Here is a 24,633-nt window from a genome sequence, read left to right as displayed (position 1 = left end):
GCACTCTCTGCGCCCGAATCAAAGCCAATCGCTCAGGGAGTCATCATGTCGTTTACCGCGCGTCTCGCGGCGCAAGCCGCCCTGCTGGGCCTCGCCGCCCTCACCACCGCCTGCGCCAGCAAGGACAGCTGGATGGGCGCCGACAAGGAAAAGACCTACGACAGCGAGCTGGCCGCCAAGCGCCTGGCCGAAGGCCTGAACAACGACGATTATTTCGAGATCCGCAAGGACAACACCATCTTCGTGTTCGCTGATGCCAAGAGCTACAAGGTCTGGCTGAAGACCGACGAAATCCCGCTGGTGGTGACCAAGTTCCGCGTCGGCCCCAAGGGTGAGAAGGGCAAGTTCGCCCTCACCAAGGACGAGACCAAGGCGATGGAAAAGATCGTCGGCTACAAGGGCGGCGCGCAGAACCTCTACGAAGGGAACGTTCAGGGCCTCGCCAAGGGCTTCTTCGGTTTCGTCCAGATCGAGGACGGCAGCACCTATGTGTTCGACAACTGGAACGCGCTGGTGGCCTTCCGCCAGAACGGCACCGCCAGCGGCTATGTCGGCACCGGCCCCAAGGGCAAGGTGACCTACGTCGGCGCCGCCAGCGAGCCGGCCGAATTGGTGGCCAAGTTCGCCGCGTTGCACGACGGCAAGTAAGACTTCGTCCGCCGCACAAAAAAGCCGCCCTCGGGCGGCTTTTTTGTGGCCCAGGCTCAGGTGGCGAGGGCGCGCAGGCGGTCCGGGTAGTCTGTGAACACGCCATCGACGCCCAGCGCCGCCAGCCGGCGATACTCCTCCGGGTCGTTGACGGTATAGACATACACCGTCAATCCACGCGACTTGGCGTCGGCAACCAGGCGGGCATCGACGAACTCGCTGGACAGATTCAGGCTGATGGCCTGCAGCTCGCTGGCGCAGGCCGCCCAGTCCAGTGGTACGCCGCAGAGCAGCGCGCCGACCGGAATCTCTGGCGCCAGTTGGTGAAACTCGAACAGCTCCGGCAGGTGGAAGGACGACACCAGCAGCTGCTCCAGCGGCCAGCCGGCGGCGACACGCTCGCGCAGCTTGCTGGCCACGGCAGCAGCAGTGCCGTCCCAGGTCTTCAGCTCGATGTTGACCCCAGCGCGCTGGTCGATCAGGTCCAGCGCCTCGTCCAGCGTCGGCAGCCGTTCGCCCAGGCCAGCGTCGAGCGCGCGCAGCGCCTCCCAGCTCAGCTCGCTAGCCAGGCCCTGGCCGTTGGTGCTGCGGTCCAGGCTCAGGTCGTGGAGCAGGAACAGCTCGCCCGAAGGGTGCCGCTGTACGTCGAATTCCAGCCAGGGCGCGCCGGCGAGGATGCCCGCCTCCAGCGCCCGCAGGGTGTTTTCCGGCGCCAGGCCACGGGCGCCACGGTGGCCGATCAGCAGGGGCTGGGACATGCGCGGGCTCCGTTGGGGTGCGGTCGCCAGTGTAGTCGGCGCCGGGCTCAGGGCTTGCGCGCCACCAGGTTGACCAGCGCGGCGGCGAGCTGGAAGGGCTGGCCGCCCAGGCGTTCGCGCAGGGCCTCCGGCAGCTGGCGGTCGTCGAGCCGCAGCATCGAGACCTGCGCCACCTCGTTGCCGATCTGTCCGGCCCAGGTCTGCACCGGCGGCGCGTTGGGCCCTTCCAGCGGCTGGATGCCGAGGGCATTGAGCCGGGCGACTTCCGGCAGCAGGGCGCGGGCGCCGTCGGCCAGGGGGCCGGTGGAGGCGTGCAGCTCGAACCAGCTCTGCACATCGTGGCTGAGCAACGGCGTCAGCGCCGCCGCCAGCCGCGGTGCCTGGGCCTGGACGCGTCGCTCCAGCCAGCCGCCGGCGCGGCGGGCGAACGGCGCCAGCGCCTGGGTCAGGGCCTGCGCGGCTTTCGGAGCTTCTCCGGCCTGCGGGTCGGGCAGGGCGGCGTAGGCGCGGCTGGCCAGGCGCTCGCTCCAGCGCTGGCCGAACTGCGCCAGCGCCGGCTTCAGGCCGCTGGCGAAATTGGCTTGCAGATGGGCGCGCAGGCGCAGGCGCTCGCCGCCGCCGGCGGCCGGTTCGGAGTAGGCCTCCACCGTCATCCGCAGCAGCGAATCGCCGTTGACGCCCGGCAGCGCGGCGCTGAAGCGCAGGCGCTGCGGATCTTCCGGCCTATCGGCCTCCAATACCTGGCCGGCGCGTAGACTGCGCCGGGATTTGGCCGAGGAATGCGGGGATTTTTTCGCCATGACGGGAGTGTATCGCTTCAGGGTGCGTGGCCGGGTGCAGGGCGTGGGTTTCCGCCAGGCCACCCAGCGTCGCGCCAGCCAGCTCGGGCTGGAAGGTTGGGTGCGCAATTGCGCCGACGGCAGTGTCGAGGGCCTGGCGACGGGTTCGCCGACCGCGCTGGAACGGCTGCGGCAATGGCTGCAGCAGGGGCCGCCCACCGCCTGGGTGGAGTCGCTGGACTGGCAGGCCGATGCCGAGACGGTCGAGGCCGGCCGTGGCTACCAGGTGTTGCGCTAGCGCACGATCTCGCGCAGCGCCGCGTCCAGCGAGGGGTGGCGGAACACGAAGCCCTCGGCCTGGGCGCGGACCGGCAGCACCCGCTGGCCGCTCAGCAGCAGCCCGGCCATCTCGCCCAGCAGCAGGCGCAGCGCCGGCGCCGGCATCGGCAGCAGCGCCGGCCGGCGCAGGCTGGCGGCCAGCGCACGGGCGAACTCGCGGTTGCGCACCGGCTCCGGCGCGGTGCCGTTGTAGGCGCCGCGGCAGGCCGGGTTCTCCAGCAGCCAGACCAGCAGCCGCACCAGATCGACCCGGCGCACCCAGCTCATCCACTGCTGGCCATGGCCCATGGGTCCGCCGCCGCCGAGCTTGAAGGCCGGCAGCATCTTCGCCAGCGCGCCGCCGTCGCGGCCCAGCACCACGCCGGTGCGCAGGGTGCAGACCCGCAGTCCCAGCGCCTGCGCGCGCAGGGCCTCGGCCTCCCAGTCGCGGCAGAGCCGGGCGGCGAAGTCCTCGCCGGGCGGGGCGGATTCGTCCAGCGGAGTGTCGTCGCGCGGGCCGTAATAGCCGATGGCGGAGCCGCTGATCAGCGCCTGCGGCGGCGTCGGCAGGCTCTCCATCCAGCTCAGCAGCCGCTGGGTGGTGCCGATGCGGGAATCGCGCAACCGCTGCTTCCGGGCAGTGGTCCAGCGCCCCTCGGCCAGGTTTTCGCCGGCGAGATTGATCACCGCATCGACGGCGCGCAGGCCGTCGAGCCGGCCGGTGTAGTGGATTCCTTCCCGGAACGGCATCTCGCGGGCCTTGCGGCTGAGCACGCTGACCCGATGGCCGTTGGCCACCAGCGCCATCACCAGTTCTTGGCCGATGAAGCCGGTGCCGCCGGTGACCAGCACGTGCATGGCGCTAGCTCCCGGTGCCGCGCCCACGGCGCAGACGATAGCCCAGGATCAGCAGGCTGCCGCCGGCCAGCAGACACAGTAGGGCATAGAGCCGGGCCGATCCCAGGGCCGCGCCCAGCAGCCCATACAGCCGGCAATTGACCAGGCTGACCTGCGCGCAATCGAGCACGAAGCCGCTGACCGCCGCCTCCGTCGCCGCGATCAGGGCGATCAGACCCAGCACATTGCAGAGCAGCGACACGGGGGTGGGGCGGCTCATCGGAGAGGCTCCTGCAGCCTGAGGTGTAAGGACCGGCGCTGGTCGGCGACCAGGCCGCCAGACGCAAAGAATCTGTTGGACGCCCTGCACTCTAGCTATAAGCCTGCGTCTGCTCCAGCAGCCAGTCGCGCAGCGCGAACAGCGCCGGCAGTTGCGGATGATCGGCGCGCCAGACGAAGTAATGTCCGTAGGGATCGGGCACCGACAATTCGAACAGGCGCACCAGGCGGCCGGCCTGCAGATCGCCCTCGACCAGGGTGCGCCGCGCCAGGGCGACGCCGAGGCCGGCGGCGGCGGCGTCCATCAGCACCGAGGAGTCGGTGAACGAAGGCCCGCGTGCGGGCTCGCGGAACGGCAGGCCGGCGGCGTGCAGCCAGGGTTCCCAGGGCAGCCAGGGATTGCGGATCAGCACGCAGTCGGCGAGCTCCTCCGGGCTGCGCGGCAGCTGGCCGTTGCGGTAGCCGGGCGCGCACACCGGGAACGACTCGTCGCCCATCAGCCGCACCTGCTGCACTTCCGGCCAGCCGCCGGCGCCGAAGCGGAGCGCGGCATCGGCTTCGCCGGCCGCGAGGTCGGCCAGGGTGGCGCGCACGTCGACGGCGAGATCGATGTCCGGATAGCGGGCAATGAAGTCGCCCAGGCGCGGCACCAGCCAGCGGCCGGCCATCGAGGGCAGCACGCTGAGGTTGATGGTCAGCTGCCGGCCCGGTGCGCCGCCGGCGAAGCTGCGCTCCAGCATGCCCAGGGCCTGCCGGACCTTCACCACCAGCAGGCGGCCCTGTTCGGTGGGCACCATGCGGTTCTTCTCGCGCTCGAACAGCTTCACGCCCAGCCGCTCTTCCAGGCCGGTGATGTGATGGCTGATGGCGCCGTGGGTGAGCGCCAGTTCCTGCGCCGCGCGGGTATAGGACTGGTGCCGCACCGCCGCCTCGAAGGCTTGCAGCGTTGCCAACGGCGGCAGGCGAGTGGTCATCGGGCGGGCTCCGGGACGCGGGCGAGGGGCGTTGAAGTCTAGCTCGCTGTGAATTTGGCTCACAGCGCTGGGCAAAACACTTCGTTTCCGTTGCCTGGGGCGCGCGCGCAGACTGCGCGCCGTTGCCACTACCGCCCCTGGTTGCCATCGCTAATGAGCCCCGCCGAAGCCCTCGTGCAGCGCCAGCTTGAGGCCTACAACGCCCGTGACGTCGAGGCGCTGCTGGCCTGCTATGCGCCGGACGCCGAGCAGTACCAGCTGCACGGCGGTCTGCTGGCGCGTGGCCACGAACAACTGAGGCCGCGCTTCCTGGCCCGCTTCGCCGAGCCGGATCTGCGCGCCGAACTGCTCAGCCGCAGCGTCATGGCCGGCTGGGTGGTCGATCACGAACGCATCACCCGCAATTTTCCGGAAGGGCGGGGAACGGTGGAGATGCTCTGCATCTACGAAGTCGAGGCGGGCCTGATCCGCAAGGCCAGCTTCGCCCAGGGTGGGCAGACGCTGGATGCGTCCACCGCCTGAGCACACAGGTTTATCAAGGAGCCCACACATGCAGGAGCTGACCGCACTCGCCGGAATCGCCGCCGCCCTCGCACTGGGAGCTGCCAGCCCGGGCCCGAGCTTCGTGATGGTCGCGCGCACCGCCGCCGCCAGCTCGCGGGCGCAGGGCGTGGCCGCGGCGCTGGGGATGGGGCTGGGCGGCCTGGTCTTCGCACTGGCCGCGCTCGCCGGCCTGCAGGCCCTGCTGCTGGCGCTGCCCTCGCTGTACCTGGCACTGAAGCTGGCCGGCGGCCTTTATCTGGCTTATCTGGGCATCCGCATCTGGCGGGGCGCCGGGCAGACCCGGCTCGATCTGGGGACGGCGTTGGGCGGAGCCCGTGCCTCGCGTCCCTTCCTGCTTGGTCTGGTGACGCAGTTGAGCAATCCCAAGACCGCGATCGTCTACGCCAGTGTCTTTGCCGCCTTTCTTCCGGCCCAGTCCACGCCGGTCTTCAAGCTCGCGGTCGCCGCGACGGTCTTCGTCATCGAAGCGGGCTGGTACTCGCTGGTGGCGCTGGCCTTGTCCACCACCGCGCCTCGGCAGGCCTACCTCCGCTACCAGGTCTGGGTGGACCGCGCCGCGGGCGGCGTGATGGTCGCTCTGGGGCTGAAGCTTGCTGTTGCCGCGCAGCGCCCATGACCACGCCTCCGGAGCCGACGATGCCCCACTACCGTCTCTACTACGCGCCGGGCGCCTGCTCGCTGGCCAGCCATATCGCGCTGGAGGAAATCCAGCGCGCCGGCCTCGCCGACTACGCCACCACCCGGCTGCTGCTGCCGGCCGGCGACCAGAAGAAGCCGGAGTTCCTGGCGGTGAACCCGCGCGGTCATGTGCCGGTGCTGAGTTACCGGCTGGACGGCAAGGAAGGCCTGCTCAGCGAGAATCTGGCGATCCTGCGCTTCCTGATGCGGCAGCACCCGCAGGCGCGGCTGCTGCCGGAGGCGCCGGAGCTGGAAGCGCGTGGCTGGGAGTGGTTGTCCTGGCTCGCCACCGACGTGCACTCCTACGCCTTCATGCAGGTGTTCTACCCGATGTGCTACGCCGAGAGCCTGGCGGCGCAAGCCGAGGTCGAAGCCAGCGGTCGCGCCCTGCTGACGCGCTACTGGTCCGATCTGGAATCGCGCCTGCCGGAGCAGGGCTTCGTACTTGGCTCCGGCCAGGACGATGGCTTTTCGGTGGTCGATGCCTTGCTGATCGTGTTCTACCGCTGGGCCAAGCGCTATGGCTTTGCGCCGCAGCGCAACTACCCGCGCTGGGCCGCGCTCAGCGAGCGCACGCTGGCGCGCCCCAGCGTGCAGACGGTGTTCGCGGACGAGCGCATCAATCTCAGCGACCGCCTGCCGCCACGGCCAGCGCACCTCTACCAGATACCGGAATCGGACTAGCCCATGAGCGACTACCGCCTCTACTACTCGCCCGGCACCTGTGCGCTGGCGCCACACATCGCGCTGGAGGAACTGGGCATCGCCTACGAGGCCGCGCCGGTTCTGGTCGCCCAGGGCGACAACCAGAAGCCCGAGTACCTGGCGATCAATCCGCGCGGCCGGGTGCCGGCGCTGTGGATCCGCGATGCCGATGGCGAGCGGGTGCTCACCGAGGTGCCGGCGATCCTGATCTATCTCGCCGGTCTCAAGCCGCAAACGCGGCTGCTACCCACGGCCGGCGAGCCGCTGGCGCGGGTGATCGAGTGGATGTCCTGGCTCACTTCCAGCGTCCACGCCCACGCCTTCGCACAGGTGTTCCGTCCGGCGCGCTTCGTCAGCGACGAAAGCCTGCACGCGCCGCTGAAGGCGCGCGGCCTGGAGCTGCTGGACCTCGCCTACCGGGACATCGAGCAGCGCCTGCAAGGGCGGGAGTGGGCCTTGGGCGCCGACTACTCGCTGGTCGATGCCTATCTCTTGGTGTTCTACCGCTGGGGCAATCGTGTGGGTGTGGACATGCGCGCGCGCTATCCGCGCTACACCCGGCAGGCAGAAGCGGTGGTGGCGCGGCCGGCGGTACAGCGCGCCTTGCAGCAGGAACAGATCGTGGTCTGGGAGTCGTAGCGATGAGCGCGGAAGAAGCAGAAAGAAGGCGTGGTTTCCTTGCCGCGGTGTCGGCGTTCTTCATCTGGGGCCTGCTGCCCTTGTATCTGAAGCAGCTGCACGACACGCCCTCGGTGCAGATCATGGCCCACCGCGTGGTCTGGGCCTGCCTGTTCGTGTTCGGCTATCTGGCGATCAAGGGCGAGCTGGGCAAGGTCTGGGCGGCGCTGGCCGACCGCGTTGCGCGCAGCCGCCTGGCGGTCTCGGCGGTGCTGGTGAGCGTTAACTGGCTGATCTACGTCTGGGCGGTGACCAATGGCCATGTGGTCGAGTCCAGCCTGGGCTATTTCATCAATCCCCTGGTCAGCGTGCTGCTCGGTGTGTTCGTGCTCAAGGAGCATCTCAACCGCATGCAGTGGATCGCCGTCAGCCTGGCCGCGCTCGGCGTGCTCTGGCTCACCCTCAACGTCGGTCGCCCGCCCTGGATCGCGCTGGCGCTGGCGCTGAGCTTTGGCGGCTACGGCCTGATCCGCAAGAAGGTGGCGGTCGACTCGGTGGCCGGACTCGGCGTGGAGACCCTGCTGATCGCGCCGATCATGCTGGCCTGGCTGTTCTGGTGCGCGCGGGCCGGCACGCTCAGTTTTGGCCATCACGACCGCCTGCTCGACGCCCTGCTGATCGCCAGCGGCGCGGTCACCGCCGTGCCGCTGGTGGCCTTCGCCTACGGCGTGCGGCGCATCCCGCTGTCCACCGTCGGCCTGCTGCAATACCTGGGGCCGACGCTGCAGCTCATCACCGGCATTTTTGTCTTCCACGAGCCGTTCACCCAGACCCAGCTGATTGGTTTTGGCCTGATCTGGTCGGCGCTGGCGGTGTACGCCGGCGAAGGCTTCTGGCGCAGCTACCGCAGCCGGCCGGCGCTGGCGACGGCCTGATGAGATGAGCGGCGCCGAGCACCGTATCGTCTGGGACTTTCGCCCCGCGCCCGGTCGCGAGGCCGAGTTCCTGGCCGCCTATGGCGAGTACGGCGCCTGGGTGCGGCTGTTCCGGCGCGGCGAGGGCTATCTGGGCACCAGCTTGCAGCCACTGGCCGGTGCGCCCGGAACCTGGCGCACGGTGGACCGTTGGCAGTCGGCTCAGGCGTATCAGGCCTTCCGTCAGCGCTATGCGCGCGAGTACGCGGCGCTCGATGCCGAGTGCGAGGCGCTCACTGAATTCGAGCAAGCCGTGGAGACGCCGACATGAGCACTACCACCACCGAGTCGCGCGCGGCCTGGCTGCTGATGGTCGTCGCGGCGACGATCCTGACGCTGACCATGGGCGTGCGGCAATCGCTGGGCCTGTTCGTGGCGCCGATCCACGACAGCGCCGGCTTGAGCATCGCCACGATCAGCTTCGCGCTGGCGGTCGGTCAGCTCATCTGGGGCGTTGCCCAGCCCCTGTTCGGCATGTACGCCGACCGCCATGGCTCGGTAGGCGTGGTGCGGCTGGGCGGCCTGATGCTGGCCGGCGGACTGGTTCTGGTGCCCCTGCTGCCCAATCAATGGGGCCTGCTGTTCGCGCTCGGCATTCTCGCGGCGGCGGGTGCCGGCGCCGGCAGTTTCTCGATCCTGATCGGCGCCACCTCACGCCTGCTGCCGCCGGAGCGCCGCCCCTTCGCGGCCGGCTTCATCAATGCCGGCGGCTCCTTCGGCCAGTTCCTGTTCGCGCCGCTGACGCAGGTCATCATCGCCGCCGCCGGCTGGGCCGCGGCGATGTTCACGCTCGCCGCCACCAGCCTGTTGACCTTGCCGCTAGCGCGCTGGCTGCGCGCGCCGGCTGCCCCGGCCGTCGCCGCAGGAGCACCTCCGGTGGCGGCCGGGCCGGCGCTGGGAGCGGAAGTGCGTCGCGCCTTTGCCGACCGCAGCTACTGGTGTCTGCATCTGGGCTTCTTCACCTGCGGGCTGCACATCGCCTTCCTGGTCACCCACCTGCCCGGCGAGGTCGCGCTCTGCGGTCTGTCGGCGAACGTCTCGGCGGTCTCGCTGGCCTTGATCGGCCTGTTCAACATCGCCGGCAGCCTGAGCGCCGGCGCATTGGGCCAGCGTTTCCGCATGAAGTATCTGCTCGCCGGCATCTACGCCAGCCGGGCGCTGATGATCGCCATCTACCTGGTCTCGCCGCGCACGCCGCTGACCTTCTATGTGTTCGCCGCCGCGCTGGGCTTCACCTGGCTGGCGACGGTGCCGCCCACCGCCGGCCTGGTCGGCAAGCTGTTCGGCACCCGCTACCTAGCGACCCTGTTCGGCCTCACCCTGCTCTCGCACCAGATCGGCGGCTTCTTCGGCGCCTGGCTGGGCGGGCTAACCATTTCGCGGTTCGGCGACTACAGCTGGATGTGGTACCTCGATATCAGCTTCGCCCTGCTCGCGGCGGTGGCGAACCTGCCGATCCGGGAAGAGCGCCTGGCGCCACGTCTGGCGACGGCCTGAGCCACTACCGCGATTCGCCGAAGCGTCGCACCGACAGCAATACCGCCTTGGCGCGTTCGGCCTCGCGGTCCTTCGGTGGTGCCAGCGTGACCAGCGAGTCCATCAGCTGGCTCGCGGCTGCGCTCACCTGCTCGACCGCGCGATTGAACGCCGCCTCGTTGATCTTCGAGGGCGCATTGAAGCCGCTGAGTTTGCGCACGAACTGCAGGGCGGCGGCGCGGATTTCGTCCTCGGTGGCCGGCGGCTCGAAGTTGTAGAGCGTCTTGATGTTGCGGCACATGACGGATTCCAGCGCAGGTTTGCCGGGGGTAAGCCTAAACCTCGGGTGGCCGGTGTTCACCCACGGTGGAAGCGGCGCGTGCGATGCCCGGTGGTCAGCACCGCGCCGCCCACGCGTTCCAGCAGATAGGCGTCCCAGGCCTTTTCGTACTCGCGGTAGATCTGCTCGCCCTCGTGGCGTCGTATCGCCTCGCGGCCGCGCCGGTCGAGATAGACCAGAGCGCAACCCTGATGGTCGTGCTGGCGCCGGCCGTAGCGGCAGATCAGCGTGAGCGCGGCGGCCGGCAGGCCGCGCTGCTGCATGCGCACCTGGGCGTGCAGGCTCAAAGGCAGGCTGGAACGGTTGGTTGGCATGGCGGTCTCCGGTGTGTCGGGGCCGGCCATGCTCCCGGGGTTGCATCTCAGCAGGTGAGACGCCACCTCCCGCTCATCCGGGGGCGGGTCCGTATTGGCGCAGCAAGGCCTGAGCGGCGGCGATCACCGCTTCCCGTAGCTCGGGGGGATTCAGCACCTCGACGTCGGCGCCGAGCTTGAGGATTTCCATCTGCAGTTCGACCGCCGAGGAGTAGGGCACGCGCAAGGTGATGCGGCCGTCCTTGCCGAGCTTCAGGCTCTGCTCCGGGTGCCAGACCTCGTCCTTGACCCAGCGGCTGCGTTCGACGCTGAAGCGCAGCTCGGCCCAGCGCCGCTCCCTGGCGCCGAAGATGCCGTAGGCGGAGCCGAGCGCGGCGTTGAGCTGCTTGTCGCCGACCTCGTGGCAGGGCGCGTCCAGCAGCCGCACCTCGCGCAAGCCGTCCACCGCGAAGCTGCGCGGTCCGCCACGTAGATGGCACCAAGCATCGACATACCAGTTGCCGCGGTAGTGGATCAGCCTTTGCGGCGAGATGTCGCGCTCGGTGGTTTCGTCGGTGCTGCGCGCCCAGTAACGCACGCGCGCCTGCCGACGCTCGACCAGGGCCTTGGCGATGGGCGCGAAGGACTCGCTGGCGGCGATGCGCTGGCCCGGCGTGAGGATGCGCACCCGCTTGCGCAGCTCGGCGAAGGCGGTCGAGGAATCGCCCAGCAGTTGCTCCAGCTTGCCGCGCAGCGCCGCCACCGACTCCGCCAACAGACCGGAGCCCATCTGCTCCAGCAGGCTGTGCATGGTCAAAAGCGCGTGCAGTTCCTCGGCCGAGAACCACAGGCCCGGCAGCTCGAAGCCGCTCTCGCCGGCGCGGTAGCGGTAGCCGTTCTCGGCCTTGTCGTACTCGATGGGCGCGCGGTGGCGGTCGCGCAGGTATTCGATGTCGCGCATGAAGGTGGCGCGCGACACTTCCAGTTGCTCCAGAAAGCGCTGCGTAGTCACACAGCCGCCGGGTTTCAGCAGCCGGTGAATTTCGTGAAAGCGCTCGCCGCGTTCCATCGTCGCTCGGTGAGTTGATGCTGCCGGCGGCCGACCGGCGGAGGGCTGCGTCTCACGCCTTGAGATGCAGCGCCGGCAGTGTAGCCGCACCGTCCACCAACCCGCCGAACGCCGCCATGTCCGCCCTCGCCATCCGCCTACCGCAGTTGCTCCCCACCTTTCGCCCGGCCGGCTTTCGCCGCTTGCCGGCCCGGCCGCGGCCGGAGCCGATGCCGGGCCGCCGCCCGCTGCCGACGCGGCTGACCACAGAGTCCGCCGAGCCGCTCGGCGTCGCCTGGTGCGCAGGCCAGGACTCCACCCTGCGCTGGTGCTGGGCGGCGTCGCCGGCGGCGCTGCTGAGCCGGCTTTCGCGCGAGATTCCCGCTCAGGTGCTGCGCTTCTCCGAGGCCGGCCACGGCTTGGGCATCCTGCTGCGGGTGGCGGCCGACGAACTCGATGCCAGTGGCGCGGCCGACCCTAGCCGCATCCTGGCCTTGGCCGCCAAGCTGCGGCCCTGGGTGAGCCTGCGCTGGTGCGGTAGCCAGGCCGAGCTGCGCGAAGGTCAGGGTGGGTTCGCCGGCGCCTACGTCAGCGCCTTCCTGGGCTGGGATCCGGCGACCGATCCGGAATTCCAGCCCGAGGTGCCGGCCTATCGTCTGGCGGAGTTTCAGCGCGCCGTGGGCTTGCAGCCCGCCTAAGCCCCGGCGCAGACCGTGCAGGTAGTAAGGGCAGGCCCCAGGGGTATGACGTAGCCTAGGCGGCATGTCATACCAACCCCACCAGTCACAGATGTCCGGGTTCGGCGCCGGACGGGCGCTGAGGCGCGTCGGTCTGCTGTTGCTGACGCTCTTGTTCGGGACGGCGGCCGGAGCGGACGAGGCGCGACCGGCGGCTGCCGCGGTCCCCGGCTTCCAGGCCCTGTTTCTCGCTGGCCCCAACCTCTATAGCGGCGGCCCGCCAGACCGTGCCAGCCTGGAAAAGCTGCGGGACATGGGCCTGCGTCATGTCATCGATCTGCGTCCTGCGGAGCCGGGGATGGAGACGGAGGCGGCCTGGGCTGCCGAACTGGGGCTGAGTTTCCGGCGTCTGCCGGTGCGTGGCGCCGAAGACCTCACGCCGGAGATGGTGCGGCGCTTGGATCAGGAGCTCGCCACGCTCAAGGGCGAGCCGGTGCTGGTGCATTGCGCCAGCGGCAACCGCAGCTCCGCGCTGTTGGCGCTGCGTGCGTCTTGGATTGAGGGTTTGCCGCCGGAAGAAGCGCTGCGTCTGGGCCAGCGCGGCGGCCTGACCAAGCTGGCGCCCGCAGTGCGCAAGGCCCTGGGTTTGCCGGCAAGCGAGGCAGCGAGCACGGTATCCCTGCCAGCCACGTCTTGTGTTAGCGCCAGCTCGGGTACTCCGGATGCTGCGGCAGGTTGTCCCTGATCGCGTACCAGTCCGCGCGGTAGGCGGTCATGAAGTGAAAGTCCGGACTGTGTCCGGCCGGGGTATCGAGTAGGCCGATGCGCAGTCGCAGTACGCCCGGCTTCCTGGCGTTGCGGCTATAGACCGGCGAGCCGCAGTGGCCGCAGAACACCCGCTGCTTGCCGGGCGAGGACTCGTAAGCCTTGAGCAGTTCGGCGCCGGCCAGTAGCTGGAACGCGGTTTCCGGTATCGGCGCGTTGGCGGCGAAGGCGCTGCCATTGGCCTTGCGGCACTGCTGGCAGTGGCAGAGGCCGATTTCGCTCAGGGGCGCGGTCAGCGCATAGCGCACTCCGCCGCAGAGACAGGAACCTCGAAGCTCGTTCACGCGTTAGCTCCCTCGGTGATTTCCGCGAAGCCGGAGACCGCCGTCCCCGCCTCCAAACCTGGCTCCGGTTCCAGCGCCGCCGCCGCGATGCCGCGCTCGCGCAGATGTGCGACCAGGGCCTCGCTGCGGCCGTGCATCACCAGCACCCGGCGGGCGCCGGTTTCCTCGATGCTGCGGACCAGTCCCGGCCAGTCGCTGTGATCGCTGAGGACAAAGCCGCGCTCGTAGGCGGCGCGGCGCGGTGTGCCCTGCAACTGCATCCAGCCGCTGGCCAGCGCGGTGGAGTAGGGCGCGAAGCGGCGCATCCAGGGTGTGCCGCCGGCACCGGGCGGCGCCAGCACCAGCCGGCCGGCAAAGCTGGTCCCCTTGGGGCGGTCGCCCACCGGTTCGGTCGGCAGCATGGGCACGCCGGCCTGGCGGTAGGCCTTCACCAGCGGCGTCATCGCCGCGTGCAGCAGCACGGTCTCGTTGGTGAGCGCGGCCAGCTCGGCAAGGATGCGCTGCGCCTTGCCCAGTGCGTAGCAGAACAGCACCGCGGTGCGGCCCTCGGTCCGGCACTGCCGCCACCAGTCGAAGATTTCGCGCACCACCTCGGCCGGTGGCTGCCAGTGGAAGTCCGGGCGCGCGAAGCTGGCTTCGGTGACGAAGGTGTCGCAGGGCACCACCTCGAAGGGCGCGCAGCTCGGGTCCGGGCAGCGCTTGTAGTCGCCGCTCACCACCCAGACCTCGCCTGCCACCTCGATGCGCACCTGGGCGCTGCCCAGGACATGGCCGGCCGGGTGCAGGCTGATGGTCGCGGCGCCGAGTTGCAGGCGCTCGCCATAGGCCAGGCTGGTCAGCGGCGCATTGCGGCCGAGACGGATCTTCAGCAGGCCCTCGCCGGGCCGCGCCGCCCAGTACTGGCCCATGCCCGGTCGCGCGTGATCGGCGTGGGCGTGGGTGAGCACCGCGCGTGGCACCTTCTTGACCGGGTCGATGTAAAAGTCGCCCGCCGGGCAGTAGAGCCCGGCGGCGCTGGGCACCACCAGCGCGCTCATGCCGCCGCGACCAGATCCAGCAGCCGTTGCAGGGCGCCGCGATTGGCGGCCACCGCCGCCGCGCCGGCCGTGCCCATGGACTGCCGCCGCGCCGGGTCGGCGAGCAGGCTCAGCACCGCCTCGGCGAGCGCGCTGGGTTCGGCCAGCTCCTGCGCCGCTTCGCAGCCGAGCAAAAGCTCGCGCGCCGGCAGAAAGTTGTGCATCTGCGGGCCGAACAGCACCGGCTTGCCGAGGGCGGCCGGTTCCAGCACGTTGTGGCCGCCGACCGGCACGAAGCTGCCGCCGACGAAGGCGAGGTCGCTGGCTTCGAGATAGGCCAGCATCTCGCCCATGCTGTCGCCGAGCAGCACCTGCGGTGGCTCGCCCGGCGCCGGCGCGTCGGCGTCGGTGGGGAAGTCGAGCGCGCTCCGCCGCAGCAGGCGCAGGCCGGCGCGCTCCGCCAGTCGCGCCACGGCATCGAAGCGCTGCGGATGGCGCGGCACCAGGATCAGCAGCGCGGCGGGCAAAGTCCTGAGCACCTGCAACTGCGCGGCCAGCGCGATCTCTTCCTCGCCCTCATGGGTGCTGGCGGCGATCCACACCGGCCGTGTGGCGCCCAAGGCCGCGCGGATGCGCTGGCCACGCAGGAGCTGCGCCTCCGGCAGCGCGAGATCGAACTTGAGATTGCCGGCCACGCTCACCCGCGGCGCGCCCAGTGCCCGGAAGCGCTCGGCATCGAGCGCGCTCTGGGCAGCGATGTGGGCGGTGTCGGCCAGCGTGGCGCGGGTAAAGCCGGCGACCCGGCCATAGCCCTTGAACGAGCGCGGCGACAGCCGGGCGTTGGCGATCAGCAGCGGGATGCCGCGCTGCGCGCAGGCGCGGAAGAGATTGGGCCAGAGCTCGGTTTCCATCACCACGACCTTCGCGGGGCGGGCGCGGTCGAGAAAACGCGCCACCACGGTCGGCAGGTCGTAGGGCGCGTAGCTGTGGATCACGCTCTCGCCCAGCGCCGCCGTCACCCGCTCGCTGCCGGTGGGCGTGGTGGTGGTGACCCAGACCCGGCGCTCGCCGTGCTTGGCGACCAGCGCCTTGATCAGCGGCAGCGCCGCCAGCGATTCGCCGACGCTGACCGCATGCACCCACACCGCCACGCCCTCCGGCGGCCGCGCCACGTGGCCGAAGCGCTCGGCGATGCGCTGCCGGTAGGCCGGCAGCTCGCGGCTCTTGAGCAGCAGGCGCAGCACGATCAGCGGCGTCAGCAGGGTGAGCAGCAGGGTGTAGAGCAGGCGCATCGTCGGGGCCAGGCATCGCGGTAGGCCGGCATTGTCGGCTCTGCCGACCCTGGCGACTACAATGCCGCGCCCGCCAGCCTGGGCCGACCACCGCCGCCGATGCACGCCCCACCGTTCCGCGCCTCCTTCCTTGGCCCCCGCTACTGGCCGGTCTGGCTGGGCCTGGGCCTGATGCGGCTGCTGCACCTGCTGCCGATCACCTGGCAGCTGGCCTTCGGCGAAGCTCTGGGGCGGCGGCTGGGTCGCCTGCTCGGCTCGCGCCGGCGCATCGTCCGCGCCAATCTGGCGGTGGCCTTCCCCGAGCAGAGCGCCTCGCAACGCGAGGCGATGGTCGACGCCCATTTCGCCGCGCTCGGCCGTGGCCTGTTCGAGGCGGCGCTGGCCTGGTGGAGCTCCGACGCCCGTCTGCGCGGCTTGGGCACCGTGGAAGGCGTTGAGCATCTGCGTGCCGTACAGGCGAAGAAGCAGGGCGCGCTGCTGCTCACCGGCCACTTCACCACGCTGGAGCTGGGCGCGCGCTTCCTGTGCCTGGCCGGCGTCGACTTCCACGCCATGTATCGGCCCTACGAAAACGGGCTGATGGACTACTTCATGCACCGCTGGCGCGAGCGCCGCTCGCGGTTGCCGGCGCTGCCGCGCGACGAGCTGCGCACCCTGGTCAAGGCCCTGCGCGGCGGCGCGGCGGTCTGGTACGCGCCGGACCAGACCCTGGACACTCGCATCAGCGTCTACGTGCCCTTCTTCGGCAAGAAGGTCGCCACCATCGTCGCCACCAGCAAGCTGGCGCAGATGGGCCGGGCGGCGGTGGTGCCCTACTTTCCGGCCTATCAGGGCGGCGGCCGCTGGAAGGTGGTGATCGAACCGGCGCTGGCGGACTTTCCCGGCCCCGACGAGAGCGCCGACGCGGCGCGGGTCAACGCGGTGCTGGAGGCCGGTATCCGCGCCTACGCGCCGGCCGAATATTTCTGGGTGCACCGGCGCTTCAAGCATGTGCCGGCGGGCGAGGTGGACATTTACGCCTGAGTCGGCCGTGCGCGCGCTTCCCGTCAGGTAAATGGCTTATAGTTCCGGCCTAATAAAAGGCCAGTACACCTGAGGTTTTCGGCGTGAACCGCACCCTATCCCGCCTCGCTTTCCTTGCCGCCGCGGCCGCCTTCGCGCCCTTGGCCATCGCCGCGACCCCGGTCGAGCAGGCCCAGGCCCAGCTCAACGGCGGCGATCTGCAAGGCGCGCTCAAGACTCTGGACCGCCACCTCGCCAGCTCGCCGCAGGACGCCGAGGGCCGCTTCACCCGCGGTCTGGTGCTGGTCAAGCTGAACAAGACCGAGGAGGCGCTCAAGGCCTTCGCCGATCTCACCCGCGACTACCCGCAGCTGCCCGAGCCCTACAACAACCTGGCCGTGCTCTACGCCCAGCAGGGCGACTACGAGAAGGCGCGCGACGCGCTGGAAGCCGCGCTCGCTACCCATCCGGCCTATGCCACCGCCCATGAGAACCTGGGCGACATCTACGCCGCCCTGGCCGGCGCCGCCTACAACCGCGCGCTGATGCTCGACCAGAGCAACCAGACCGTCCGCTACAAGCTCAACCTGGTCAACCAGCTCGACACCGGTCTGGCCGGTGTCGCGTCTGCGTCCGCCGCTCCGGTGGCCAAGCCGGCTGCCGCGGCCGCGGTTCCTGCCGCCGCCCCGACCCCGGTGGCGGCCGCTGCGGTTGACCCGGGCATCGACGCCGCCGCGATCAACACCAGCCTGCTGGCCTGGGCCAAGGCCTGGTCGGCGAAGGATGTCGATGGCTATCTCGCCCAGTACGCGCCGGACTTCGCGCCCGAAGGCGGGCTGACCCGCGCCAGCTGGGAGCAGCAGCGCCGCGAGCGCATCGGCCGCCCGGCGCGCATCGCGGTGCGTGCGCTGAATCCCGAGATCAGTCGCATCGGCGGCGACCGGGTGCGCGTCAATTTCGTGCAGGACTACCAGTCCGACAGCTTCTCCGACCAGGTCAACAAGACCCTGGAACTGCGGGCCACCGAAGGCGGCTGGAAGATTGTTCGCGAATACATTCGCTAAACGTCGAGCCGCCGCCGACGACAGGACGCACAGATTCCCGATGCGGTTCCCCCCCCGGCTCGCGCTGACGCTGCTGTGCACCCTGCTGCCGCTGGCAGTCCAGGCCAACTTCAGCCCCGAGCAGCAGCTCAAGACCGCGGTCGACCAGCTGCGCGCCGGCCATAACAACGAGGCCTTCCAGCAGCTCGAAAAGCTGGTCAAGCAGGAGCCCAATTTCCGCCTGGCCCAGCTGATCTACGGCGAGTTGCTGGCGGTGCGCTCCGGTGCCAACAGCAAGCTGGCCGGCAGTGGCGACGCCCAGCTCAAGGATCTGCTGGAGGAGGCGCAGCTGCGGCTGTCGCCGCCGGTGAAGCTGGCCGGCAGCCTGCCCAGTCTGGTGCTGCAGGTCGCCAAGGCGCAGAAGTATCTGGTGGTGGTGGATCTCTCCAGCGCCCGGCTCTATCTGCTGGAAAATCTCGGCAACGAGCTGAAGGTCTTGCGCGAGCACTACGCCGCCATGGGCCGCAACGGCGCCGGCAAGAGCAGCAAGGGCGATCTGCGCACGCCGATCGGCATCTACACCATCACCGGCTTTCTCAACGACCAGGGCCTGCCGGAGATGTACGGCGCCGGCGCTTTTCCGCTCAGCTATCCGAATCGCTGGGACCAGAAGCTCGGCCGCTCCGGCTCCGGCATCTGGCTGCACGGCGTGCCGCGCGACACCTACTCGCGGGCGCCGCGCTCCAGCGAGGGCTGCGTGACCATGGCCAATGACGATCTGGTCGCGCTCAAGCCCTATCTGCGGGCCGGGCAGACGCCGGTGATCCTGGCCGATAAGCTGGACTGGCAGGAGCCGTCCAAGCTGGCGGCGCAGCGCGAGCCGCTGCTGAAACTGGTCGAGGCCTGGCGCGCCCGCTGGTCGGCGCGCGACACCGAGGCCTATCTGGGCTACTACGCCGCCAACTTCAGCACCGACGGCATGAACCGCGCCGCCTTCGCCGCCCACAAGCGCCGGGTCAACGCCGCCAAGAAGCGCATCGAGGTGAAGCTGCGCGACCTGGAGCTGTTCCGCTATCCGGGTGAGGAGAACCTGGTGATGGCGCAGTTCATCCAGGACTACAACAGCGACAACTACGCGGTCAGCTCGCGCAAGCAGCAGTACTGGAAGCGCCAGGCCGACGGCGGCTGGAAGATCGTGCTCGAAGAGAGCCGCTGAAGCGCTCGCGGCATCCCCTGAATCCGCACCTGCCCGGCCTCGCCTCGGGCGTTTTGCGGTTGGGTGCCGTCAGAAATTCGCAACTAACTTTAAGTCTGTTCTCTTGTGCTATGTTTTTACTGGGAATATATTCCGCATCTCCAGAGGAGCGCGCGATGAACAAGACGACTGCCGCCAGCAACAACCCCGGCCCGGCCACGACGCCGGCCCAGACCAGCCTGAAGCAGGTGTTCCAGCGCCTGGCCGCCGCCGGCGCGCCCTTGAAGAAAGCCGCCTGACCCTCGGTAAGTCCAGCGCCCGCGACCTTGCCGCGCGGGCGGTCCGCCCTTGCAAGGGGCCTGTAGTGAGCCCAACTCTGGGATAGCGCGGCGGCCGCCGCGCGCCGCCACTGCGCTGCCATGAAGCCCCTGCCGCCGGCCGAGCCGGCCCCCCAGTCCAATCCCGAAGCCGAGCCGCCCGCCCCGCTGGCCCAGGCGCTGCGCGCACTGTGGCCCTCGCTCAAGGCGTTTCCGGTCCACGTCGGCTTTGCCGCGCTGATGCTGATCGCCGCCAAGCTGGCGGCGGTGGGCCTGCCGCTGCTGCTCAAGCGCCTGGTCGACACCCTCGACGCCAATCGCGGCGCCGCCCTGGCCCTGCCGCTGGCGCTGCTGTTCGGCTACGGCGCCCTGCGCTTCGTCAACGTCTTGTTCGGCGAGCTGCGCGACGTGGTGTTCGGCCGCGTCTCCGAGCGGGCGATGCGCCGGGCCGGCCTTGAGGTGTTCGAGCATCTGCACCGGCTCGATCTGGAGTTTCACCTGTCGCGCCGCAGCGGCGCCCTGGCGCGCGACATCGAGCGCGGCGTCGAGGGGATCGGTTTTCTGCTGCGCTTCGCGCTGTTCACCATCCTGCCGACACTGCTGGAGCTGGCGCTGGTGATGGCGGTGCTCTGGAAGGTCTACGAGATCGGCTTTGCCCTGATCGCGCTGGCGGCGGTGGTCGCCTATGTGTTCTGGTCGGTGCGGGTCACCGACTGGCGCACCCGCTACGTGCGCGAGGCCAACGAGCGCGACAGCCAGGCCAATGCCCGCGCGCTCGACAGCCTGCTCAACTTCGAAACCGTGAAGTACTTCGGCGCCGAGCCGCTGGAGTCGCGCCGCTACGACGGCGCGCTGGCCAGCTACGAACGCGCCGCCGGGAAAAGCCGTGGCAGCCTGGCCCTGCTCAATGCTGGCCAAGCCTGCATCATCGCCGCCGGCCTCACCGCCATGACCAGCCTGGCGGCGCTGCGGGTCGGCCAGGGGCAGATGAGCCTGGGCGATTTCGTGGCGGTGAACGCCTTCATGACCCAGCTGTTCGTGCCGCTCAACGTGCTGGGTTTCGTCTACCGCGAGATCCGCCGCGCGCTCACCGACATGGGCAAGCTGTTTCGCCTGCAAGCCCTGGTGCCCAAGATCGCCGACCCGGAGCAGCCGCTGGCGCTGCCGGCGGGGCCATTGGCGGTGCGCTTCGAGCAGGTGCACTTCGGGTACCGGCCGGAGCGGGAGATCCTGCGCGGCACCGACTTCGAGATTCCCGCCGGGCATACCGTCGCGGTGGTCGGCGCCAGCGGCGCCGGCAAGTCCACTCTGGCGCGCCTGCTGTTCCGCTTCTACGACCCGCAGCAGGGGCGGGTGCTGCTCGGCGGGGTCGATCTGCGCCGGCTGCCGCTGCACAGCCTGCGCGCGGCGCTAGGCGTGGTGCCGCAGGACGTGGTGCTGTTCAACGACAGCCTGCTGGAGAACCTGCGCTACGGCTGTCCCGAAGCCAGCCGCGAGGCGGTGGCGCAGGCGGTGCGGCGGGCGCATCTGGCCGACTTCGTCGCCCGACTGCCGCAGGGCCTGGATACCCCGGTGGGCGAGCGCGGCCTGAAGCTTTCCGGCGGCGAGAAGCAGCGCGTGGCGATCGCCCGGGTGCTGCTGAAGAACCCGCCGGTGCTGATCTTCGACGAGGCCACCTCCTCGCTCGATACCATCGCCGAGCGCAGCATCCTCGCCGCCCTGCGCGAGGCGGCGGCGCAGCGCACGGTGCTGGTGATCGCCCATCGGCTGTCGACGGTGGTGCATGCCGACCAGATCGTGGTGCTGGACCAAGGGCGGGTGGTCGAGCGCGGCAGTCACGCCGAGCTGCTGGCCGCGGGCGGTGCCTACGCCCGCTTGTGGGAGGCTCAGCGCCACCAGCGCCCGTCAGGCGGAAGCGACGCAGGCCTAAGCGCGGATTTCGGCATCGCCGCCATCGGTGGTCAACGCGAATCGTGAAAACCTGTTATTGCCTTGTTCAGGTGCGAACTCAATAATCGTTTCGAGTTGTTCGACTAGGGGAGAACGGCCCGCCAAGGCCGCCTATAAGAAATGCAAATTCAAGAAGTCCTCAGCCTGCTGAAAAACTTCAGCGCCAAGGAAGAGGTGCTGCGGCGGCTAGTGACGCCGGAGATCGAGGCTCTGGTGGCGAAGATCCCCAAGCCGGTCGGCAGCTTCGGCTTTGACGCCTGGGGCTACAACGAGGACTCCTTCAAGGTCGGCATCGCCGTCTTCAAGCTGCTCTACGACCACTACTTCCGGGTGCAGGTGCACGGCCTGGAGCACATCCCCAAGAACGGCCGGGTGCTGATCGTCCCCAACCACTCCGGCCAGCTGCCGATGGATGGTGTGCTGATCGGCATCGCCACCGCCACCAATCCCAAGGGCCCGCGGGCGGCGCGGGCGATGATCGAGCGCTTCTTCCCCACCGTGCCCTGGCTGGGCAATCTGCTCAACTCCTGGGGCGGAGTGATCGGCGACCCGGTCAACTGCGTGAAGATGCTGGAGGCCGAGGAGGCGATCATCGTCTTCCCCGAAGGCGTGCGCGGCTCCGGCAAGCTCTACAAGGACCGCTACAAGCTGCAGCGCTTCGGCAACGGCTTCATGCACCTGGCGATGAACCAGCACACGCCGATCGTCCCCTGCGGCGTGGTCGGCTGCGAGGAGACCATGCCGGCCGTCGCCAATCTCGCCCCCCTGGCCAAGCTGCTGGGCGTGCCCTATGTGCCGGTGGTGCCGGCGCCGTTTCCGCTGCCGGCCAAGGTGATCCTCAACTTCGGGGAACCGATGCACTTCACGCCGGTTCGTACCGAGGAGGAGGTCACCACCCGCGTCGAGCAGGTCAAGGCCGAGATCCAGCGGCTTATCAACAAGGGACTGCAGGAACGCACCAGCATCTACTGAGCGGCGCGGCGCGGTGCAAAAAACTACAGGAGAACGCGGCATGGCCGTCGAGAAGAAAGCAGCAGCCAACGGTGCAGCAAACAAGAAAACGGTACTGGTCACCGGCGCCGCCGGGGCCCTGGCCAAGCGGGTGATCGCCCGCCTGCACGGCCGCTACAACGTGGTCGCGGTGGACTTCCGCCGCAAGGTCGAGACCGACGCCGGCATCCCCAGCTACAAGGTGGAGATGGAGAAGCGTGGTTTCGAGGACATCTTCCTCAACCACAAGATCGACGCGGTGCTGCACATCGGCCGCATCTTCGCCCACGAGTCCTCGCGCGATCGCCGCTACAACGCCAATGTGCTGGGCGCCAAGAAGCTGTTCGAACTGTGCAAGAAGTACGGCGTCGGCCAGGTGCTGATCCACTCGACCTACTACGTCTACGGGGCGTCGGCCTACAACCCGGCGCTGCTCGACGAGAGCCACCCGCTGAAGGCCAGCGAGGTGACCATGGACCTGGTCGATTCGGTGGAGCTGGAAAGCCTCGCCAACATCTACCTGTGGAAGCATCCGGAGCTGCACATCACCATCCTGCGGCCCTGCAATGTGCTGGGCCCGGGTGTACGCAATTCGATGAGCCTGCTGCTCTCGCACACCTTCACGCCGGTGCTGCTGGGCTTCTCGCCGATGATGCAGTTCCTGCACGTCGATGACATGGCCGACGCCCTGGTGCTGGCTTTCGAGCAGAACAAGCCGGGCATCTACAACGTCGCCCCCGACGACTACATCCCCTACCAGCGGGCGGTGGAGGAATGCGGCTGCAAGAAGCTGCCGATCCCGGGCATTCCGCCGATGGTGCCGAAGCTGATGTCGAGCCTGCTCAACTGGGGCGCGTTCTTCCCCCCCTACCTGATCAACTACTTCAAGTACCCGGTGATCCTCGACGGCCGGCTGTTCAACGAGACTTTCGGCTGGAAGCCCAAGCGCAACTTGAACGACATCTTCACCTACTACCGCAAGACCAAGCTATCGAGCTCATAAGCGCAAACAACTGGCCGCAATGACGCCGGCGGGCGCAGTATCCGCGACAGGGCATTTCCCGTGAACGGAGGCAGCGGTGATGAGCAAGAAGGAAAAGGTTAAGGCCAAGAACGCCGGCAAGGCGCCGAGCATCGACATCGGCATTGACGCCGATAGCCGCAAGGCGATTGCCCACGGTCTGTCGCGCCTGCTGGCCGACGAGTACACGCTCTATCTCAAGACCCACAACTTCCACTGGAACGTCACGGGGCCGATGTTCAACACCCTGCACCTGATGTTCGAGACCCACTACACCGAGTCGGCGCTGGCGGTGGATCTGGTGGCCGAGCGCATCCGTGCCCTGGGCTTCCCGGCGCCGGGCACCTACAGCCAGTACGCCAAGCTGTCCTCGATCAAGGAAACCGAGGGCGTGCCGGAGGCGATGGCCATGGTGCGGCTCTTAGTCGAGGCTCACGAGGCCTGCGCCAAGACCGCGCGCTCGGTGTTCCCGATCGCCGACCAGGCCAGCGACGAGCCGACTGCCGATCTGCTGACGCAGCGTCTGCAGGTGCACGAGAAAACCGCCTGGATGTTGCGCGCGCTGCTCGAATAAACCGCGCCGCCGTCCCCGTCGACGGTTGCGGGGGCGAAACCTGAAACGGGCATGGCGGCCGTCGGCGGCCGCTGTGCGAAAATGCCGGCATGTCCGCGCCGCCCCTGCTTACCGTCCGCCGTCTCTCCGTCCAGTATCCGATCCGGCGCTGGGCGCCCTGGCAGGCCAAGCGCCAGCTGCGGGCGGTGGACGGCATCAATTTCAATCTGGAGCCGGGCGAGACCCTGGGTGTGGTCGGCGAGTCCGGCTGCGGCAAGTCCAGTCTGGCGCGTGCCCTGGCTGGCCTGGAGCCGATCGCCGGCGGGGCCGTGCACTTCCTCGGCCGCGACCTCGCCAAGCTGAGCAAGAAGGAGTGGCGGCCACTGCGCCGCGACATCCAGATGGTGTTCCAGGACCCGCTGGCCAGCCTCAATCCCCGGCACAGCGTCGCCAAGAGCATCGAGCAGCCGCTGATCGCCCTGCGCCCGGAGCTGGACGCCAGCGAACGCGCGCGCCGGGTGGCGGCGATCCTGGAGCGGGTTGGCCTGGATGCCGGCGACGGCGTGCGTCGGCCCAAGGAGCTCTCCGGCGGCCAGTGCCAGCGGGTCGGCCTCGCGCGCGCCCTGGTGGTCGAGCCCAAGCTCTTGATCTGCGACGAGCCGGTGTCGGCGCTGGATGTCTCGGTGCAGGCCCAGGTCATCAACCTGCTCGCCGAGCTGCAGCGCGAGCGCCAGCTCGCCATCCTGTTCATCGCCCACGATCTCGCCGTGGTGCGCCAGCTGTGCAGCCGGCTCCTGGTGATGTATGCCGGCCGGGTGATGGAGCAGGGCGCCCGCGAGCCGCTGTTCGCGCGGCCGGTGCATCCGTATACGCAGGCGCTGATCCGGGCCATTCCCGGCGAGGGCGCGGCCAAGGCCGAAGGCAAGAGCGAGACTCCGGAGGGCGAGGCTCCGGACCTGTCGCTGCCGCAGCTGGGCTGCGTCTACCGCAGCCGCTGCCCGATCGCCGACGACTACTGTGGCCGGGTGACCCCGACGCTGCGCCGCACTGGTGAAGGTCTCGACCACCACGCCGCCTGCCATTTCAGCGCGCCGGAGCTCTCCGAGCTGGCCGAAACCTGGCCCCAGGGCCTGCCGCTGCCCGCCTAGGAAAAGCAGCCCTCCGCCGCAGCGACCCCCT

31 protein-coding genes are annotated in these 24,633 nt (G+C 69.3%); 20 read left to right on the top strand and 11 right to left on the bottom strand.

The annotated features are described in order from the left end of the window. Window positions 1-45 precede the first annotated feature (45 nt). The gene (locus AC3WT6_RS01645) at window positions 46-648 is read left to right on the top strand and encodes a hypothetical protein (RefSeq protein ID WP_492651809.1); all 603 of its coding nucleotides are present in this window, start codon (window positions 46-48) and stop codon (window positions 646-648) included. Between the two features lie 56 nt (window positions 649-704). Here the strand turns inward: AC3WT6_RS01645 and AC3WT6_RS01640 are convergent, their stop codons facing one another. Further along, a complete protein-coding gene (locus AC3WT6_RS01640) occupies window positions 705-1,406 on the bottom strand; it encodes a glycerophosphodiester phosphodiesterase (RefSeq protein WP_492651808.1) in 702 nt (233 codons plus the stop codon). A 47-nt stretch (window positions 1,407-1,453) separates the two neighbouring features. After that, window positions 1,454-2,206 carry a hypothetical protein gene (locus tag AC3WT6_RS01635; RefSeq protein ID WP_492651807.1) on the bottom strand — a complete coding sequence of 251 codons (753 nt, stop codon included), beginning with the start codon at window positions 2,204-2,206 and terminating at the stop codon, window positions 1,454-1,456. On the opposite strand from AC3WT6_RS01635, the gene AC3WT6_RS01630 reads away from it, so the two are divergent. After that, a complete protein-coding gene (locus tag AC3WT6_RS01630) occupies window positions 2,205-2,483 on the top strand; it encodes an acylphosphatase (RefSeq protein WP_492651806.1) in 279 nt (92 codons plus the stop codon). The two genes, AC3WT6_RS01635 and AC3WT6_RS01630, sit on opposite strands and share 2 nt — an antisense overlap. Here AC3WT6_RS01630 and AC3WT6_RS01625 read toward each other — a convergent pair. From AC3WT6_RS01625 to AC3WT6_RS01615, 3 genes are all read right to left on the bottom strand, one after another. Then, window positions 2,480-3,361 (bottom strand): TIGR01777 family oxidoreductase, encoded by an 882-nt coding sequence (locus AC3WT6_RS01625; protein WP_492651805.1) that lies wholly within the window; start codon window positions 3,359-3,361, stop codon window positions 2,480-2,482. The genes AC3WT6_RS01630 and AC3WT6_RS01625 overlap by 4 nt on opposite strands. 4 nt (window positions 3,362-3,365) lie before the next feature. Further along, complete coding sequence (locus AC3WT6_RS01620; RefSeq protein ID WP_492651804.1) at window positions 3,366-3,620, bottom strand: hypothetical protein; 255 nt, start codon at window positions 3,618-3,620, stop codon at window positions 3,366-3,368. A 91-nt stretch (window positions 3,621-3,711) separates the two neighbouring features. After that, window positions 3,712-4,593, bottom strand: a complete 882-nt coding sequence (locus AC3WT6_RS01615) for a LysR substrate-binding domain-containing protein (RefSeq protein WP_492651803.1) — start codon at window positions 4,591-4,593, stop codon at window positions 3,712-3,714. A 153-nt stretch (window positions 4,594-4,746) separates the two neighbouring features. On the opposite strand from AC3WT6_RS01615, the gene AC3WT6_RS01610 reads away from it, so the two are divergent. The 7 genes from AC3WT6_RS01610 to AC3WT6_RS01580 are packed head-to-tail and all read left to right on the top strand — an operon-like array spanning window position 4,747 to window position 9,629. Further along, the gene (locus AC3WT6_RS01610; protein ID WP_492651802.1) at window positions 4,747-5,115 is read left to right on the top strand and encodes a nuclear transport factor 2 family protein; all 369 of its coding nucleotides are present in this window, start codon (window positions 4,747-4,749) and stop codon (window positions 5,113-5,115) included. Window positions 5,116-5,143: 28 nt separating this feature from the next. Then, entirely contained in the window at window positions 5,144-5,773 is a 630-nt protein-coding gene (locus AC3WT6_RS01605; protein ID WP_492651801.1) for a LysE family translocator, read from the top strand. Between the two features lie 20 nt (window positions 5,774-5,793). Continuing rightward, window positions 5,794-6,519, top strand: coding sequence for a glutathione S-transferase family protein (locus tag AC3WT6_RS01600; RefSeq protein ID WP_492651800.1), 726 nt, complete (start codon window positions 5,794-5,796; stop codon window positions 6,517-6,519). 3 nt (window positions 6,520-6,522) lie between these two features. Further along, on the top strand, window positions 6,523-7,179 hold the full coding sequence (locus tag AC3WT6_RS01595; RefSeq protein ID WP_492651799.1) for a glutathione S-transferase family protein: 657 nt from the start codon (window positions 6,523-6,525) through the stop codon (window positions 7,177-7,179). A 2-nt stretch (window positions 7,180-7,181) separates the two neighbouring features. Further along, complete coding sequence (gene rarD / locus AC3WT6_RS01590) at window positions 7,182-8,093, top strand: EamA family transporter RarD (RefSeq protein ID WP_492651798.1); 912 nt, start codon at window positions 7,182-7,184, stop codon at window positions 8,091-8,093. Window positions 8,094-8,097: 4 nt separating this feature from the next. Next, the gene (locus AC3WT6_RS01585) at window positions 8,098-8,403 is read left to right on the top strand and encodes an antibiotic biosynthesis monooxygenase (protein WP_492651797.1); all 306 of its coding nucleotides are present in this window, start codon (window positions 8,098-8,100) and stop codon (window positions 8,401-8,403) included. Further along, window positions 8,400-9,629 (top strand): MFS transporter, encoded by a 1,230-nt coding sequence (locus AC3WT6_RS01580; RefSeq protein WP_492651796.1) that lies wholly within the window; start codon window positions 8,400-8,402, stop codon window positions 9,627-9,629. Before AC3WT6_RS01585 ends, AC3WT6_RS01580 begins: the two co-directional genes overlap by 4 nt. 4 nt (window positions 9,630-9,633) lie before the next feature. On the opposite strand, the gene AC3WT6_RS01575 is transcribed toward AC3WT6_RS01580, so the two are convergent. The 3 genes from AC3WT6_RS01575 to AC3WT6_RS01565 all read right to left on the bottom strand — a co-directional run bounded on the left by AC3WT6_RS01575 (window position 9,634) and on the right by AC3WT6_RS01565 (window position 11,310). Further along, entirely contained in the window at window positions 9,634-9,909 is a 276-nt protein-coding gene (locus AC3WT6_RS01575; protein WP_492651795.1) for a DUF2277 domain-containing protein, read from the bottom strand. Window positions 9,910-9,965: 56 nt separating this feature from the next. Beyond that, window positions 9,966-10,262, bottom strand: a complete 297-nt coding sequence (locus AC3WT6_RS01570) for a hypothetical protein (RefSeq protein ID WP_492651794.1) — start codon at window positions 10,260-10,262, stop codon at window positions 9,966-9,968. A 73-nt stretch (window positions 10,263-10,335) separates the two neighbouring features. Further along, window positions 10,336-11,310, bottom strand: coding sequence for a helix-turn-helix transcriptional regulator (locus AC3WT6_RS01565; RefSeq protein WP_492651793.1), 975 nt, complete (start codon window positions 11,308-11,310; stop codon window positions 10,336-10,338). 116 nt (window positions 11,311-11,426) lie between these two features. Here AC3WT6_RS01565 and AC3WT6_RS01560 point away from each other — a divergent pair, with 116 nt between their 5' ends. Next, entirely contained in the window at window positions 11,427-11,987 is a 561-nt protein-coding gene (locus AC3WT6_RS01560; RefSeq protein WP_492651792.1) for a hypothetical protein, read from the top strand. Window positions 11,988-12,051: 64 nt separating this feature from the next. After that, a complete protein-coding gene (locus tag AC3WT6_RS01555; protein WP_492651791.1) occupies window positions 12,052-12,711 on the top strand; it encodes a protein tyrosine phosphatase family protein in 660 nt (219 codons plus the stop codon). On the opposite strand, the gene AC3WT6_RS01550 is transcribed toward AC3WT6_RS01555, so the two are convergent. Genes AC3WT6_RS01550 through waaA form a run of 3 tightly spaced genes read right to left on the bottom strand, consistent with a single transcriptional unit; the run spans window position 12,665 to window position 15,383 of the window. Continuing rightward, entirely contained in the window at window positions 12,665-13,075 is a 411-nt protein-coding gene (locus AC3WT6_RS01550) for a GFA family protein (RefSeq protein WP_492651790.1), read from the bottom strand. The genes AC3WT6_RS01555 and AC3WT6_RS01550 overlap by 47 nt on opposite strands. Further along, complete coding sequence (locus AC3WT6_RS01545) at window positions 13,072-14,112, bottom strand: ligase-associated DNA damage response exonuclease (protein WP_492651789.1); 1,041 nt, start codon at window positions 14,110-14,112, stop codon at window positions 13,072-13,074. Before AC3WT6_RS01545 ends, AC3WT6_RS01550 begins: the two co-directional genes overlap by 4 nt. Continuing rightward, entirely contained in the window at window positions 14,109-15,383 is a 1,275-nt protein-coding gene (gene waaA / locus AC3WT6_RS01540) for a lipid IV(A) 3-deoxy-D-manno-octulosonic acid transferase (RefSeq protein WP_492651788.1), read from the bottom strand. Before waaA ends, AC3WT6_RS01545 begins: the two co-directional genes overlap by 4 nt. Window positions 15,384-15,482: 99 nt before the next feature. Here waaA and lpxL point away from each other — a divergent pair, with 99 nt between their 5' ends. The 9 genes from lpxL to AC3WT6_RS01495 all read left to right on the top strand — a co-directional run bounded on the left by lpxL (window position 15,483) and on the right by AC3WT6_RS01495 (window position 24,602). Then, window positions 15,483-16,406, top strand: coding sequence for an LpxL/LpxP family Kdo(2)-lipid IV(A) lauroyl/palmitoleoyl acyltransferase (lpxL, locus tag AC3WT6_RS01535; RefSeq protein ID WP_492651787.1), 924 nt, complete (start codon window positions 15,483-15,485; stop codon window positions 16,404-16,406). Window positions 16,407-16,489: 83 nt separating this feature from the next. Continuing rightward, the gene (locus tag AC3WT6_RS01530) at window positions 16,490-17,449 is read left to right on the top strand and encodes a YybH family protein (protein ID WP_492651786.1); all 960 of its coding nucleotides are present in this window, start codon (window positions 16,490-16,492) and stop codon (window positions 17,447-17,449) included. Between the two features lie 40 nt (window positions 17,450-17,489). Further along, window positions 17,490-18,644, top strand: coding sequence for a L,D-transpeptidase family protein (locus AC3WT6_RS01525; RefSeq protein ID WP_492651785.1), 1,155 nt, complete (start codon window positions 17,490-17,492; stop codon window positions 18,642-18,644). Window positions 18,645-18,799: 155 nt separating this feature from the next. Further along, the gene (locus tag AC3WT6_RS01520) at window positions 18,800-18,922 is read left to right on the top strand and encodes a hypothetical protein (RefSeq protein ID WP_492651784.1); all 123 of its coding nucleotides are present in this window, start codon (window positions 18,800-18,802) and stop codon (window positions 18,920-18,922) included. Between the two features lie 120 nt (window positions 18,923-19,042). Continuing rightward, window positions 19,043-20,917, top strand: a complete 1,875-nt coding sequence (locus tag AC3WT6_RS01515) for an ABCB family ABC transporter ATP-binding protein/permease (protein ID WP_492651783.1) — start codon at window positions 19,043-19,045, stop codon at window positions 20,915-20,917. A 93-nt stretch (window positions 20,918-21,010) separates the two neighbouring features. Beyond that, window positions 21,011-21,862, top strand: a complete 852-nt coding sequence (locus AC3WT6_RS01510) for a lysophospholipid acyltransferase family protein (RefSeq protein WP_492651782.1) — start codon at window positions 21,011-21,013, stop codon at window positions 21,860-21,862. A gap of 40 nt (window positions 21,863-21,902) precedes the next feature. Then, window positions 21,903-22,883, top strand: a complete 981-nt coding sequence (locus AC3WT6_RS01505) for an SDR family oxidoreductase (RefSeq protein ID WP_492651781.1) — start codon at window positions 21,903-21,905, stop codon at window positions 22,881-22,883. A 79-nt stretch (window positions 22,884-22,962) separates the two neighbouring features. Then, the gene (locus AC3WT6_RS01500; protein ID WP_492651780.1) at window positions 22,963-23,475 is read left to right on the top strand and encodes a Dps family protein; all 513 of its coding nucleotides are present in this window, start codon (window positions 22,963-22,965) and stop codon (window positions 23,473-23,475) included. Between the two features lie 89 nt (window positions 23,476-23,564). Then, window positions 23,565-24,602, top strand: coding sequence for an oligopeptide/dipeptide ABC transporter ATP-binding protein (locus AC3WT6_RS01495; protein ID WP_492651779.1), 1,038 nt, complete (start codon window positions 23,565-23,567; stop codon window positions 24,600-24,602). The last annotated feature ends 31 nt before the right edge of the window (window positions 24,603-24,633 follow it).

It is taken from the genome of Stagnimonas sp. FW305-C-60, from assembly GCF_058782965.1.
The sequence above is the reverse complement of the archived record's forward strand: the minus strand, read 5'-3'. Positions and strand labels throughout refer to the sequence as shown.